Source organism: Thauera sedimentorum (genome assembly GCF_014489115.1).
Classification (GTDB): domain Bacteria; phylum Pseudomonadota; class Gammaproteobacteria; order Burkholderiales; family Rhodocyclaceae; genus Pseudothauera; species Pseudothauera sedimentorum.
Genome location: NZ_JACTAH010000002.1, coordinates 691,482 through 706,108, shown reverse-complemented (window position 1 = coordinate 706,108; position 14,627 = coordinate 691,482). Strand labels below are relative to the sequence as shown.

The following is a 14,627-nucleotide window of genomic DNA, read 5'->3' as shown; positions in this document are numbered from 1 at the left end:
GACGCCTGCTGGCGGCCACCGGCGATACGCCCGGCCGCCGGCGCCACCGGAGCCCGACCGATGTCTTCGAACCTGACGCCCCAGGCTGTCCGCGTATGGGACCCCTTCGTCCGCATCTTCCACTGGACGCTGGTGAGCTGCGTGCTCATCAACTACTTCATGCTCAACGACGGGGAAACCCTGCACCAGTGGCTGGGTTACCTCGCCGGCGCGCTGGTTGCCGCCCGCATCGTCTGGGGTTTCATCGGCAGCGAGCACGCCCGCTTCGCCAGCTTCATGCCCACCCCGTCACGGTTGTCGGCCCATCTCTCCCGCCTGCGCGCGGGCGGGCACGATCACCATCTTGGCCATAACCCGCTTGGCGCGGTCATGATGCTGGCGCTGCTGGCGCTGGTCGCAGCCGTGGGCGTGAGCGGGTTCCTGCAGACCACCGACGCCTTCTGGGGCGAGGACTGGGTGCAGGAACTGCACGAAGTGCTGGCCAGCGTGCTGATCGGCTTTGCCGCCATCCACGGCGCAGCCGCCATCGTGATGAGCCGGCTGGAGGGCGTGAACCTCGTCGGCGCGATGATCACCGGCGTCAAACGTACCCGCGCCCCGTCTCCATTGCGGGGCCGGCGATCCGCGCCCTGAAAGAACGCCCGGCGCTCTACGGTCTGCCGTCGAGCGCCGGGCGAGGTGGAGCGGAGAAGCCTCAGACGATCTCGCGCGAGGTCAGCACATAGCGGAAAGCGGCCGGGTCCAGGCTGTCCAGGCGGCCGGCGGCGCTCTCGCCCTGCGGGTACATCAGGTAGGGCACCGGGCCGTTCTGGCTGCCGGGCAGGGCGAGGTCGTGGGCGTCGTTGTAAGCCATCCAGTTCATCTCCCAGGCGCCGAACAGCTGCTTGCGGGCGGCGAGCACCTTGGGGTCGTCCAGGGCGAGCTTGCCGGGGGGCTCTTCCAGCACCACCTTGCGCACGTCAGCCGGGTCCACCGGCACCCAGCCGAAGCGCTCCAGGAAGACTTCGGCGCGGCAGTGCTGGCCCTTGCTGATGTCGCCGCTCTTGCCCAGGCTCTTGTAGCCAAAGCGCGAGTCGGCCACGCGCACACCGTACACGTCGCGTGCCGGCAGGCCGGCGGCGCGCGCCAGGCCGACGTAGAGGGCGTTGAGGTCGGCGCACTTGCCGGAGAGGTTGCCGGATTCCAGCATGGCGGCAATGTCGCCGATGCCGCAGCCGCGGGTGGCGGGGTTGCGGAAGGTGTTGTCCACGACCCATTCGTAGATCGCGCGGGCCTTATCCTCGTCGCCCTTGAGGCCGCGGGTGATGTCCTGCGCGGTGTCGCCGACGATGCCGTCGGTGGGCAGCAGCTCGGTGGCACGGGTGTAGAGCGCCTGCTGGGCGGCGGGCAGGGCCAGCGGTTGGGCGGCCGGGCGGGCGAAGTCGGTGGCGCGGTCGCGCGCGGCGAAGCGGCTCACCACTTCCAGCGCCGGGGCGGCGCTGGCGGGCGCCCATTCGGCGACCAGCATCTCGGCACCGTAGACCGGATCGCGCATCAGCTGCATGGACGCGGCGTTGCCCTGCCACAGGTTGCCCATCGGGCGGAACCATGCGGCTTCGTGCATGGAGGGCAGCGGCACCCAGGCGCGCAGCACGCCGTCGGCGGCCTGCGGCTCGATGCGGGTGGTGACTTCGAACACCCGCCAGCCGGCCTCCGGCGAGGGGGCGAAGGGCGCGGCAGCGGCGGGCGCAGCGGCGCGGGCGAGCAAGGGCGAGGCCAGGGTGGCGGCGAGCGCCGAGGTCTTGAAGAAGTTGCGACGGTTCATTGCGGGTTTCCTTTCGATTCGTTTGGCAGCAGGGCACGCACCCGCGCGCGCAGCGCGGGGTCGTGCCAGTCGGCCTCGCCGACCAGGCGCAGTTGCGGCCGGTGGCGGGCGTCGAGCACATAGGTGGTGGGCAGCATGCGGGCGCGCCAGGCGCGGGCGATGGACTGGTCCGGGTCGGCGACCACGGTAAGGCCATCGAGCAGGTGATCCTCGACGAAGCGCCGGATGTCGGCCGCGCGGTCGGCGACCGCGACGGTGACCAGGGCGATGCCCGGTTCGGCTTCGTCGAAGGCGACCAGGCCGGGCATCTCCACCCGGCAGGGTTCGCACCAGCTGGCCCAGAAGTTCACCACCACCACCTGGCCGGGCAGGCCGTCGAGCACGCGCTGCAGCGCCGACGGCGCGGCGGGCAGGCTGTCGACCGGCTGCGGCCGGGCATCGGCGGCGAACACTGCGGCCGGCATGGCGGCCCAGCAGGCGAGCGCCAGGACGGCGCGGCGCAGCCTCAGCACCGTGGTCGCGTGGGCGGAATCGTTGGCAGACGCGAAAGGATGGTGAAGCGAGTCATGGTGTGTCTCCCGATGGGTGAGCCACCCCGGTGCGGAAGCCGCCGGGGTTTAAGTGTGGCCCGCTCGCGCGGGCCGTCTGGGTGGCGGCCGCAAGGCCGCCGGCCGGGCAGCCGATACGCGGATCGGCCGGATGTGCCCGGTGTGCCCGCCTGCCACAAGGGCAGCCGGGCGCATGCTGTGCTCTGCGCCGCACGCCGCGGATGCGGCGATGCGAGGGCAGGGAGCGAATGGTAACGCCGCCGGGCGCGCGCGGCACGGGCCGCAGCCCCTTGCCGCTGCGGGACAATCCGGGCTATATGGACCGGACCATGACACAAGGGCAGGCGATGAAATACTGGGCGCAATACTGGTTCGGCGTTCTGCGGACGGCCGTGCAGCGCTGGCTGGGCGCGCAGGTGTTCATCCACGCGGCGGCGCTGGCCTTCTTCACGGTGTTTTCGGTGGCGCCGGTAGTGATCATCGCGGTGAGCATCGTCGGCCTGGTGCTGGGCGAAAGTGCCGCCCACGGCGAGATCGTTCGCCAGCTGGAGTCGGCCATCGGGCCGGAAGCGGCGGCGGCGGTGCAAACCGCGGTGGCCGGCAGCCGCCTGAACGACGGCGGCCTGCTGCCCACGCTGATGGGCATCGGCGCGATGCTGTTCGGCGCCACCACGGTGTTCGCGCAGATGCAGAACTCGCTCAACGCGATCTGGAGCGTGGCGCCGCGCCCCACCCGCAGCAGCCTGCTGATCTACCTGAAGGGGCGGCTGCTGTCGCTCACCGTGGTGCTGGCCATCGGCTTCGTGCTGCTGGTGTCGCTGCTGCTCAACGTGGTGCTGCGCGCGGTGGTGGTGTTCGCCCAGGACTGGCTCCCCCTGCCGGGCGTGGTGCTGCTGGCGCTGGACGGGGTGGTGTCCCTGGTGATGGTCACCCTGTTGTTCGCCACCATCTTCCGCGTGCTGCCGGACGTGGTGCTGGCCTGGCGCGACGTGTGGCTGGGCGCCTTCGTCACCGCGCTGCTGTTCGTCGGCGGGCGCTCGCTGATTGCGCTCTACCTGTCGACCACCGGCGCGGCCTCGGCCTACGGCGCGGCGGCCTCGCTGGTGCTGCTCTTGCTGTGGGTGAATTATTCGGCGCTGATCCTGCTGTTCGGCGCCGCCTTCACCCGCGCCAACGTGGAAGCGCGCGGGCTGCGCATACAGCCGCGCGCCACCGCGGTGTGCGTGCATCGCGAACTGGTCGAGGAGACGCCGCCGCAGGACTGAGGCGGCGCCCCCGCGCGCGTTCAGCCGAACATGTCTTCGTAGATGCCGCGCGCCCATTCGAAGTCTTCGCCCACGGTCTCGGGCTTGCGTTCGTTGAAGTCGGTCTGGGTCTGCTCGATGATGCCCATCGCGTTGACCCGGTATTCGAACTTGACCGAGATCGCCTCCTGCGGCGCGTTGTTCACCATCATGAAGCACAGGTTGTCCGGCAGACGGTAGGACGGTTCGCGCCCGGCCTCGCGTTCGCCGATGTACCAGGCCACGCTGCGCGCATGGCGGTTGGCCACGTGCCCGGCCTTCGGGTAGAAGGAGAACTGCGGCGAGACGTAGCCCACCGCGTCGCCGATGACGTAGACGTCCTTGTCGTTCTCGGCGTGCAAGAAGAGCGGATCGACCGCCGCCCAGCCGTCCGGCCCACCCTGGAAGGCCTGGCCGACCACGCCGGCCTTCCATGCCAGGTCACCGGCCTGGTGCGGCGCCATCAGGATGGCGTGGTCGAAGTCGAAGTCGCCGGCGGCGGTCTTGATGCGCTTGTTGAAGGGGTCGACCTCCTTCACATGGGCGTTGGGCACGTAGGTGATGATGTCCTTGTACAGCTCCTCGAAGGCCGCGCGGAAACCGGGGCCGATCGGGCGCACGCCGTCCTTGTGGTCGAGGATGATGATCCGCGCCTTGAGCTTCTTGGCCTTGAACAGCGCGGCGATCAGGCAGGCGCGCTCGTAGGGGCTGGGCGGGCAGCGCTGCGGCGGGGGCGGCAGCGTCATCACCAGGTCGCCGCCCTTGAAGTCGTGGATGGCCTGCTTGAGATGGAAATGTTCCGCGCTGGGGATGTAGGCCGCCGGGAAGCGCGCCCGCGTGGCATCGGCCGCGCGGCGGTCGTTGCCGAACCAGGCTTCGTAGTTGTAGCGGATGCCGGGCGAGAGGATGAGGTAGTCGTAGTCGATGGCGCCGGACGAGGTGATGACGCGCTTGCGGTCGCGCTCGATCTCGAGGATCTCGGTCTGGATGAAGCGGTAGCCGCGCGCCTCCGAGACCTTGAGGTAGTCCTTGGTGAGGAACTGGGTGTCCACCACGTCCACCAGCCACTTGTTGCTCATCGGGCAGGAGAAGAACACCGGGTTGCGCTCCAGCATCACCACTTCGAGCTCGGGGGCAAACTGGCGCAGGTGATGCGCGGCGCTGACACCGCCCCAGCCACCGCCGCAGATCACCGCGCGGCGCTTGGCCCCGCGCGGCAACAGGACGTCGGTGGCGCGCCCGATCAGCGGCGGCAGCGGGCGGTCGGGGCCGGCGCGATGCGGTGCCTGGGCCAGGCCGGGCAGGGAAAGACTGGCGGCCGCAAGGCCGCCTCCCGCGGCCAGGAAGCGCCGGCGGGCGGAATTGTGTTGCTCGGTCATCTGTAACTTCTCCCGATGAGTACATCAGCCACCCCGGTGCGGAAGCCGCCGGGGTTTAAATCGACCCGCCAGGGCGGGTCGCGCAGGGTGGCGGCACGCGGGCCGCCGTCCGGGCAGCCGATACGCAGATCGGCCGGATATGCCCGGCGCCCCGGCCGCCGCAAGGGCGACCGGACGCATTCAGGGGTATTACTTTGCGCAGCGGGCGAGCACGGCACACTGGGCGGCGAAGTCCGCCTCGTCCGCGGCGCGCAGGCAGCGCAGGTCCAGCCACAGGGCGTTGTCGGCAATGCGGCCGATAACCGGCACCGGCAAGGCACGCAGCGCCTTCTCCAGACGGTTGAGGGTACCGCCCTTCTTGAGCGGGCGGCACACCAGGCCGGCCGAAGGCAGGCGGTCCACCGGCAGGCTGCCGGAGCCGATCTGCGAGCGCATCGGCTCCACGGTCAGGATCAGCGGCCAGCCGGCGAGCGCCTGAGTGATGGCCGGCTGCAGGCGCTCGGCCTGGGCGAGGATCTCGGCCTGCGGGCGGGTGAGCAGGCGCAGGGTTTCCAGGCGCTCGGGCAGGCGCTCCGGGTCGCGGTACAGGCGCAGCACCGCTTCCAGCCCGGCCAGGGTGATCTTGCCCACGCGCAGCGCGCGCTTGAGCGGGTTCTTCTTGATCTTGGCAATCAGCTCGCGACGGCCGACCAGGATGCCGGCCTGCGGGCCGCCGAGCAGCTTGTCGCCGGAGAAGGTGACGATGTCGGCGCCGGCGGCGATGGCCTCGCGCGGGGTGGGCTCGTGCGGCAGGCCCCAGGCGTCCAGGTCGGTGAGGGTGCCGGAGCCGAGGTCCTCGACGAAGGGCAGGCCGCGGGCGTGGGCGATGGCGGCCAGTTCCGCCTGCGGCACCGCCTTGGTGAAGCCGTGCACCGCGTAGTTGCTGGTATGCACCTTCATCAGCATGGCGGTGCGCGCGGTGATGGCTTCTTCGAAGTCGCGCGCGTGGCTGCGGTTGGTGCAGCCGACTTCCACCAGCTTGGCGCCGGCGCGCTTCATGATGTCCGGCACGCGGAAGGCGCCGCCGATCTCCACCAGCTCGCCGCGCGAGACGATGACCTCCTTGCGCTGGGCCAGGGTGTTGAGCAGCAGGAAGACCGCGGCGGCGTTGTTGTTCACCACGGTGGCGGCCTCGCCGCCGGTGAGCTCGGCGAGCAGTTCACTGACCAGGTCGTCGCGGTCGCCGCGCCCGCCGGAGTCGATGTCGTACTCCAGCGCGCAGGGATGGCGCGCGGCCTCGACCATGGCGGAGATGGCCTCTTCCGGCAGGGTGGCACGGCCGAGGTTGGTGTGCAGCACGGTGCCGGTGAGGTTGAACACGCGGCGCAGCCTGGCGCGGGTGTCGGCGGCGATGCGGCCTTCGATGGCGGCCAGCAGGGCCGGTACGTCCGGCAGCGCCGCGCCGGCCAGCATGGCCTCGCGGGCGGCGGCGAGTTCGGCGCGCACGCAGTCGGTGACCAGGCGGCGGCCGTGGGTGGCCGCCTGCACGGCGAGCGGGGGCTCGGCGAGCAGGCGGTCCACGGCGGGGAGGGAGGCGAGGGAGGGTGTCGTCATGGCCTACGCCCGGACCGGGCAGCAAGGTCGATCGGAAGGAGGGCCGCGCTAGTCGCCGGCGCCTCCCGGAACGAACAGCGGATTGGGGCCGGCACGCAGGTAGCCGGCTTCGTCCACCAGGATGTCGAGCGCCAGCGTGGCGAGGTCGTCGGCCACCGGGTCGGCGGTGGCTTCCTTGTCGCGATGCACGATCTTCAGGTAGCTGTGGCAGTCGTCGCAGACTTCGGCGCGCACCAGGTCCTGCTGGCCGGCCTCGCCTTCCAGCACCCGGTAGGAGACCTTGTCGCCCTCGCCGCAGGTACTGCACTTGACCCGCACCAGATTCCATTCGGTGTTGCACAACGAGCAATGCAGGTACCGCGCGCCGGTGTATTGCCCGGTCTGCACCACGCTGGCTACCGGCAGGCTGCCGCAGCACGGGCACAGGCCGGGCACGTCCAGCCGTTCGAGGCCGGTCAGCGCCGGCTGGGCGGCCATCCAGGTCCAGTACACCTGCAGCGCGGCGGCGACGAAGGGCAGGCGCGCGGCGTCCGCCGGGTCGTACTCGGCGCGCAACACGCTGTCGGCAAGGCGGTCCAGCTCGCCCGCCTCGGCCGAGGCCAGCGCGATCAGGGTGGGCTGCAGCACCGCCGGCACATCCGGCATCAGGCGGTCGGCGAGGATGGCGAGATGGCGTTGCCAAGCGGGATCGCGCCGCCAGCCGTTGGCGGGCAGCGGCGGCATGGCGTGGCGGCGGGCCTGTTCGAGCGCCGCCGCATCGGGCAGCGCCACCGCGGGGTGACGCTGCAGGAGTTCATGCTGCACCCGGGTGAGGCGGGCGAGGAAGGCAAGCCAGTCGCCCGAGGGGTGACCGGCGGCCAGGCGTTCGAAGCGAGCCGCGCGGTCGGCGAAGACGCTGGCGGGTTGCGGGCCAATCACCGCCGGCGGTTCGAGGCCGGGGTTGAGGGTGCTGGCGGGGCTGGATGGAGTGGTGATGTTCATGCGGTCTCTGCGGTGGTGCTGGTAAAAACCACTCCCTCCCCTTCAAGGGGAGGGATGGGGTGGGGATGGGTTTCAGTGAGGCGGTAGAACGTCTGTTGCTGCCCGATGGAAACCCATCCCCCCTCCCGGCCTCCCCCCTTGAAGGGGGGAGGAGTAGTCGGCTTCCCCTTGCGGGGAAGGCCACACGGTGGCGTCAGTTCTTGCCGGTCATCTGGCGGTACCAGCCGCGGTGGTGCTGCTTTGCCCATGCGCGGGTGACCGTGCCATAGAGCATGGCGCGGATGGTGCCGCGGGTCCAGATGGCGGCGTACACATGCACGAAGATCAGGCCGATCATGAAGGCTGCGGCGGCGGCATGGACGACCACGGCGAGGCGTACCAGGCCGACCGGGAAGTCGAACCAGCTGCGCCACATGACCACGCCGGAGGCGATGATCAGCACCATGCACAGGGTGAGCGCCCAGAACATCAGCTTCTGCCCGCCGTTGTACTTGCCCTGCTCCGGCATGTCGTGGTCGTTGCCGTCCACCATCTTGCCGACCTTGGACAGCCAGTCCCAGTCCGCTCCCCCCATCAGGTTCTTGCCGGCGAAGCGGAAGAACATGATGAGGAAGAACAGCGCCATGACCACGCCGATCCACGGATGCAGGATGCGGGCCCAGACGCCGCCGCCGAACAGGTTCACCAGCGGGAAGAAGGCCGGATGGAAGAAGGCCAGGCCGGACAGACCCAGCAGGATGAAGCAGATGCCCACCACCCAGTGGTTGGCCCGCTCGGACGCCGTATAGCGTTGCAGGTCGCGCGGATTGCGGATCATTTGGCGTCCTCCTTCTCCATTTCCTCTTCGAGCTCCTTGGAGACCTCGTTCGGACCCTTCATCACGTAGTGGAACAGGCCGCCGAGTGCGGTGGCGCCGAGAGCGACCATGGCCAGCGGCTTGGCGATGCCCTTCCACAGCGACACCATCGGGCTGATCTGCGGATCGGCCGGCAGGTCAGCGTACAGCGACGGCCTGTCGGCGTGCTGCAGCACGTACATGACGTGCGTGCCGCCCACCCCCTGCGGGTCGTACAGGCCGGCGTTCTGGTAGCCGCGTTCCTTGAGGTCGGTGATCCGTCCCTCGGCGTAATGCACCATGTCCTCCTTGGCGCCGAACTTGATGGCGCCGGTGGGACAGGCCTTGGCGCAGGCGGGGGCCTGGCCCACCGCCACCCGGTCGGAGCACAGCGAGCACTTGTAGGCCTTGCTGTCCGCCTTGGAGATGCGCGGCACGTTGAACGGACAGCCGGTCACGCAGTAGCCGCAGCCGATGCAGTTCTCCTGGTGGAAATCCACGATGCCGTTGCTGTACTGGATGATGGCGCCGGGCGCGGGGCAGGCCTTCAGGCAGCCGGGGTCGGCGCAGTGCATGCAGCCGTCCTTGCGGATGAGCCATTCGAGCTTGCCGTTTTCCTCCACCTCGGTGAAGCGCATCAGCGTCCAGGTCTTGTCGTCCAGGTCCTGGGGGTTGTCGTAGATGCCGACGTTGCTGCCCAGTTCGGGCCGGATGTCGTTCCACTCCATGCACGCCGCCTGGCAGGCCTTGCAGCCGATGCAGGCGGACACGTCGATGAGCTTCGCGACCGGTGTGGTGTCACGCGCCTGTGGCGTCTCGGTGGTGGTCGCCGAGCGCCGCGCGATGTCGAGCGATTGCAGTGCCATGCGAGCCTCCCCTTATGCCTTCTCGATGTCGACCAGGAACGCCTTGTATTCCGGCGTCTGGCTGTTGGCGTCGCCCACGAACGGCGTCAAGGTATTGGTGATGTAACCGGGTTTGGTCTCACCCTTGAAGCCGTAGTGCAGCGGGATGCCCACGGTGTGGACCTTGCGGCCGTCCACGTTCAGCACCGGGATGCGCTTGGTGACCACCGCCACGGCCTTGATCTGCCCGCGGTTGGAGCTCACCTTCACCATGTCGCCCTTGCGGATGCCCTTCTCCGCGGCCAGTTCCTCGGAGATCTCGACGAAGTGCTCCGGCTGGAGGATCGCGTTGATCTTCGAAGTCTTGGTCCAGAAGTGGAAGTGCTCCGCGAGGCGGTAGGTGGTCGCCACGTAGGGGAACTCGTCGGCCTTGCCGAACAGCTCCATGTCGCCCTTGTACACCCGCGCCACCGGGTTGCTGGTGACTTCCGGCCTGTCCGGGTGCATCGGGTTCTTGCCCAGCGGGCTCTCGAAGGGCTCGTAGTGCTCGGGGAAGGGGCCTTCGGCCATGGCCGGGGCGAACAGGCGGGCGACGCCTTCGCCGGTCATGATGAAGGCGCCCACGCCCTCTTCCGGCGCGGCGTTGGGCCGCATGTCGGGCACGTCGTTGCCGCCCCACACCTTGCCGTTCCAGCTGACCACGTTGCGGCTCGGATCCCAGGGCTTGCCGCTCGGATCACAGGATGCGCGGTTGTACAGGATGCGCCGGTTGGCCGGCCACGCGTAGCCCCAGTTGAGCGTCTGGCCGAGGCCGGACGGGTCGGAGTTGTCGCGCCGCGCGGTGAGGTTGCCGGCCTGCGACCACATGCCGGAATACAGCCAGTTGCCACAGGCGGTGGAGCCGTCGTTGCGCAGCACACCGAAGCCCGCCACCTGCTCGCCGGCCTTGACCGTGACGTTGCCGCTGGCATCGGCCAGGTCGCTGACCGCGTAGCCGCTGATCTCGCGCGCCAGTTCCTGGGCGGACGGGTGCGTGGGAATGCGGTAGGGCCAGTGCAGGTTGAGGATGGGGGCCGGGTTGGCGCCGCCGTCCTTGGCGTACATCGCGCGCAGGCGGGTGAACAGCTGGCCGAGGATCTCGGTGTCCTCGCGCGTCTCGCCCGGACCGTCGGCCGCCTTCCAGTGCCACATGATGACGCGGCCGGAGTTGGTGAAAGTGCCTTCGTGCTCGGCGAACAGCGCCGCGGGCAGGCGGAACACCTCGGTCTGGATCTGCTTCGGATCGACGTTGTTGAACTCGCCGTAGTTCTTCCAGAACTCCGAGGTGTCGGTGGCCAGCGGGTCGATGATCACCAGGTACTTGAGCTTGGCCAGCGCGGCGGACACCTTGTCCTTGTGCGCCACCGAGGCCAGCGGGTTGAAACCCTGGCAGACGAAGCCGTTCATGCGCCCCTGGTGCATGCGCTCGAACATCGCCAGGGTGTCGTAGGCGGTGTCCTGCTTGGGCAGCCAGTCGTAGCCGAAGTCGTTGGCCGCGGTGGCGTTGGGGCCGTAGAAGGCCTTCATCAGGCTGACGAAGAACTTGGAGTAGTTGCCCCAGTAGTTCATCGACCCGGGGCGCAGCGGCTTGGGCGTGCGCTTTTCGATGAAGGTGGCCAGATCCGGCTCGGCGTCGGTGGGCTCGTGCATGTAGCCCGGCAGGCTGGCGCCGAACAGGCACATGTCGGTGATGCCCTGCACGTTGGCGTGTCCGCGCAGCGCGTTGATGCCGCCGCCGGCCATGCCCATGTTGCCGAGCAGGAGCTGGATCATCGCCATGGTGCGGATGTTCTGCGACCCCACCGAGTGCTGCGTCCAGCCCAGCGCGTACATGATGGTCATGGTGCGATTGGGCACCGAGCACTCGCCCACCATCTCGCACACCTTCAGGAAGGCATCCTTGGGCGTGCCGGTGATGCGGCTCACGGTATCGGCGTCGTAGCGCGCGAAGTGCTTCTTCATCAGCTGGAAGACGCAGTTCGGGTCCTGCAGGGTCGGATCGACCTTGGCGTAGCCGTCCTCGCCCATCTGGTAGCGCCAGGAGGACTTGTCGTAGTTGCGCTTTTCCGGGTTGTAGCCGGTGAATACGCCGTTCTCGAAGCCGAATTCCGGATCGATCAGGAAGGGCGCGTTGGTGTGCGCCTTGACGTACTCGTGCTGGATCTTGTCGTTCTCCAGCAGGTAATTGATGATGCCCGACAGGAAGGCGATGTCCGAACCGGCGCGGATCGGCGCGTAGTAGTCGGAGACGGCGGCCGAGCGCGTGAAGCGCGGGTCGACGACCACCAGCCTGGCCTTGCGGCCCTGCTTGGCCTCCTGCACCCACTTGAAGCCGCAAATGTGCGCCTCGGCGGCATTGCCGCCCATGATCAGCACGAGATCAGCGTTCTTGATGTCCACCCAGTGGTTGGTCATCGCGCCACGCCCAAAGGTCGGAGCCAGACTGGCTACCGTGGGGGCGTGTCAGATGCGGGCCTGGGTGTCGAACGCAACCGCACCAAGGCCGCGCAGGACCTTGTGGGTGAGATATCCCGGTTCGTTGGAAGCGGCGGAACTGGCGAGGAAGCCGAAGGTGTTCCAGCGGTTCACCGTCAGGCCGGCGTCGTTCTTCTCGATGAAGTTGGCGTCGCGGTCGGCCTTCATGTGCTTGGCGATGCGCTCGAAGGCCTCGTCCCAGGAGATGCGCTTCCACTCGTTGGAGCCGGGCTCGCGCACTTCCGGGTGGGTCAGGCGCTGCGGGCTCTGGACCATGTCCAGCAGACCGGCGCCCTTGGGACAGAGGCTGCCGCGGTTGACCGGATTGTCCGGGTCGCCCTCGATGTGGAAGATCCGCGCCTTGGCGTTCTTGGACTTGTCGCCCATCGAGTAGATCAGCGTGCCGCAGCTCACCGAGCAGTACGGACAGATGCTGCGCGTTTCGGTCGCGTGCGCGAGCTTGTACTGGCGGACTTCGGCCAAGGCCGCGGTGGGCGCGAAGCCCATCGTGGCGAGGCTGGAGCCCGTCATGCCCGCGGCGCAGACCTTGAAGAATCCGCGTCTGGAGACGTGCATGGTCTCTCTCCCCCTTGTGGTTATTGGGACAAAAAATCACCCTATACCTGCAAGGGGCATACCAGCCCTGAAAACCCTGCTGCAACAGTATGTTAATGGCCATTCCCAGGCCGGAAAGCGGGACATTCTGTCTGCAGGTGAGACATTTTGTCCCACTTCTCAGGCGCTGGCGATGTCCCAGCGCCGGGCGAAGCGCGGCGCCTCCGGGGCGGCGTCGTAGAGCGGCTCGCGACGCAGGCGGACGACGAACTCCGCCCCCTCCCCCGGCCGGCTGCTCACCTCGATGCGCCCGCCGTAGCGTTCGACGATGGTGTAGCTGATCGACAGGCCCAGCCCGGTGCCGCTGCCCTTCTTGGTGGTGAAGAAGGGGTCGAAGATGTTGGAGAGGTTCTCCGGGGCGATGCCCTGGCCGGTGTCGCGCACCCGCAGCACGGCGCCCATGGGCTGGTCGTGCTCCAGCCAGTTCTCGCTGGCCAGCGTGAGGGTGCCGCCTTCGGGCATGGCCTGGATGGCGTTGACGATGAGGTTGATCAACACCTGCTGCAGTTCGCTGCGGTTGATCTCCACCGGCACGGTGGCCGCTTCGCGCAGGTCGACGTCGATGCGCCCCTTCTCCAGGTTGTGGCGGGTGAGCAGCAGGCAGTCGGCGAGCACCGCGTTGACGTCGACCTCCTCGACGTAGCCGGCAAACTCGCCCGGGCGGGCGAACTGCAGCAGCTTGGTGACGATCTGGCGGATGCGGTCGGCCTGCTGGTGGATCAGGCGGATCTCCTCGCGCACCGGTCCGGCCGCGTCGCCGAGCACGTCGCGCAGCACGTCGAGGTTGCCCTGGATCACCGCCACCGGGTTGTTGATCTCGTGCGCCACGCCGGCGGTCAGTTCGCCGATGGCGGCGAGCTTCTCGCTCATCACCAACTGCTGCTGGGCGCGGCGCAGGTGCTCGTTGGCCTCGGACAGCTCGCGGGTGCGCTCGGCCACCTTGGCGTCGAGCTCCTCGGCCCAGCGCTGCAACTCCTCGCGCTTGGCGGCCAGTGTGTCGAGCAGGTGGTCGAACTCGCCGGCCAGCCGGCCCAGCTCGTCGCGGCTGGCGACCTCGCCCACGCGCGCGCCGGCCTCGCCCTGTTCGGCGCGCTGGATCACCGCGTTCATGCGCTCGATGGGCTGGAACACGCTGCGCGCCCAGCGCAGCGAGAGCACCGTGCCCAGCCCGGAGAGCACGATGAAGAGCAGGAACAGCGCCCCCATGGCCAGGCGCATCGCGTTGCGGAAGGGCTCTTCCAGGAAGCCGACATAGAGCATGCCGACCCGCTCGCCGTGGCCGTCCACCACCGGCTCGTAGCCCGAGACGTAGTCGTCGCTGACCACGAAGGCGGTGCCCAGCCAGGTCTCGCCGCGGCCGAGCACACGCTCGCGCACCGCCGCGGACACCCGCGTGCCCAGCGCGCGCTGGCCTTCGAACAGGCGCACATTGGTGGCGATGCGCACGTCGTCCAGAAACAGCGTGGCGGTGCCGCGGCTACCCAGCGGCAGCGAACCGTCGCGATAGACGATGGCGTTGATGCGGTCGACCATCTCCAGGTTGCCGTTGAGCAGCACCCCGCCTTCCAGCGCGCCGAGCGGCCGCCCGCCCACATCCACCACCGGCGCGGCGGCGTGGATGATCAGCCCGCGGTCCTCGAAGCTGCGCGGGTCGGGCGCGGCCGCGCGGGTCGGCACCAGGTCGAGGCGTGCGCGGCGGCGCAGCGCGGGGTCGATGCCCGCCAGCTGCTCCGCGCTCAGGCGCTCCACCGTGGTGTGCGCCTGCCCGGCCAGGGCCGCGGCCACCACCGGCCAGGCGGCGCGCGCCTCGCCCGAGGAGAACTCGTTGTGCGCGCTGGCGACGATGCGCCCGTCGCGATCGAGGAAATGCAGAAAATCCAGCCCGCGCGCCACCGCCAGGTTGGCCAGCAGGGCGGAGAGTTCCATCTGCGCGCGCGGGTCGTGCGCCAGGCGCAGCGCCAGGCGGTGCGACTCCGCGGCGGCCGCCACCTCGTGGCCCACGCCGATGCGCACGCGGTCGAAGTACTCGTGCGCGGTGACCATGTCGGAGCTGATCTTGTAGGTCAGCAGGCGCTGGTAGGACTCGCTGCCCCAGGTCCACACCAGGCCAAGCAGGATGGGCACGCCCACCGCCAGCGGCGCGAGCACCAGCGCCAGCAGCTTGGCACGCACCGAGCGGCGGAAGCGCTCGGCCAGGCGCGGCAGCACGCCCGCTCCGCTCACCGGCGCG

At 69.2% G+C, this 14,627-nt stretch carries 11 protein-coding genes; 2 read left to right on the top strand and 9 right to left on the bottom strand.

What is annotated here, in order from left to right:
• The first annotated feature begins 60 nt into the window (after nt 1–60).
• Nucleotides 61–633 carry a cytochrome b/b6 domain-containing protein gene (locus IAI53_RS13060; protein WP_187718620.1) on the top strand — a complete coding sequence of 191 codons (573 nt, stop codon included), beginning with the start codon at nt 61–63 and terminating at the stop codon, nt 631–633.
• Nucleotides 634–694: 61 nt separating this feature from the next.
• On the opposite strand, the gene IAI53_RS13055 is transcribed toward IAI53_RS13060, so the two are convergent.
• Both IAI53_RS13055 and IAI53_RS13050 read right to left on the bottom strand, forming a co-directional pair.
• Entirely contained in the window at nt 695–1,804 is a 1,110-nt protein-coding gene (locus IAI53_RS13055; RefSeq protein WP_187718619.1) for a transglutaminase-like domain-containing protein, read from the bottom strand.
• Nucleotides 1,801–2,316 carry a TlpA family protein disulfide reductase gene (locus IAI53_RS13050; RefSeq protein WP_349771929.1) on the bottom strand — a complete coding sequence of 172 codons (516 nt, stop codon included), beginning with the start codon at nt 2,314–2,316 and terminating at the stop codon, nt 1,801–1,803. Before IAI53_RS13050 ends, IAI53_RS13055 begins: the two co-directional genes overlap by 4 nt.
• 383 nt (nt 2,317–2,699) lie before the next feature.
• Here IAI53_RS13050 and IAI53_RS13045 point away from each other — a divergent pair, with 383 nt between their 5' ends.
• Nucleotides 2,700–3,617, top strand: coding sequence for a YihY/virulence factor BrkB family protein (locus tag IAI53_RS13045; protein WP_187719434.1), 918 nt, complete (start codon nt 2,700–2,702; stop codon nt 3,615–3,617).
• Between the two features lie 20 nt (nt 3,618–3,637).
• Here IAI53_RS13045 and IAI53_RS13040 read toward each other — a convergent pair whose 3' ends face one another.
• From IAI53_RS13040 to IAI53_RS13010, 7 genes are all read right to left on the bottom strand, one after another.
• Nucleotides 3,638–5,014, bottom strand: a complete 1,377-nt coding sequence (locus IAI53_RS13040) for an FAD-dependent oxidoreductase (RefSeq protein ID WP_187718618.1) — start codon at nt 5,012–5,014, stop codon at nt 3,638–3,640.
• 189 nt (nt 5,015–5,203) lie between these two features.
• On the bottom strand, nt 5,204–6,607 hold the full coding sequence (gene selA, locus IAI53_RS13035; protein ID WP_187718617.1) for an L-seryl-tRNA(Sec) selenium transferase: 1,404 nt from the start codon (nt 6,605–6,607) through the stop codon (nt 5,204–5,206).
• 48 nt (nt 6,608–6,655) lie between these two features.
• Nucleotides 6,656–7,588, bottom strand: coding sequence for a formate dehydrogenase accessory protein FdhE (gene fdhE / locus IAI53_RS13030; protein ID WP_187718616.1), 933 nt, complete (start codon nt 7,586–7,588; stop codon nt 6,656–6,658).
• Between the two features lie 193 nt (nt 7,589–7,781).
• Complete coding sequence (locus IAI53_RS13025) at nt 7,782–8,405, bottom strand: formate dehydrogenase subunit gamma (RefSeq protein WP_187718615.1); 624 nt, start codon at nt 8,403–8,405, stop codon at nt 7,782–7,784.
• Nucleotides 8,402–9,289: a formate dehydrogenase subunit beta gene (gene fdxH / locus IAI53_RS13020; protein WP_187718614.1), complete on the bottom strand. Its 888-nt coding sequence runs from the start codon at nt 9,287–9,289 to the stop codon at nt 8,402–8,404. The genes IAI53_RS13025 and fdxH overlap by 4 nt, the downstream gene beginning before the upstream one ends.
• 12 nt (nt 9,290–9,301) lie before the next feature.
• The gene (gene fdnG / locus IAI53_RS13015; RefSeq protein ID WP_187718613.1) at nt 9,302–12,358 is read right to left on the bottom strand and encodes a formate dehydrogenase-N subunit alpha; all 3,057 of its coding nucleotides are present in this window, start codon (nt 12,356–12,358) and stop codon (nt 9,302–9,304) included.
• A 159-nt stretch (nt 12,359–12,517) separates the two neighbouring features.
• Nucleotides 12,518–14,620, bottom strand: a complete 2,103-nt coding sequence (locus IAI53_RS13010; protein WP_349771928.1) for a sensor histidine kinase — start codon at nt 14,618–14,620, stop codon at nt 12,518–12,520.
• Nucleotides 14,621–14,627 lie beyond the last annotated feature (7 nt).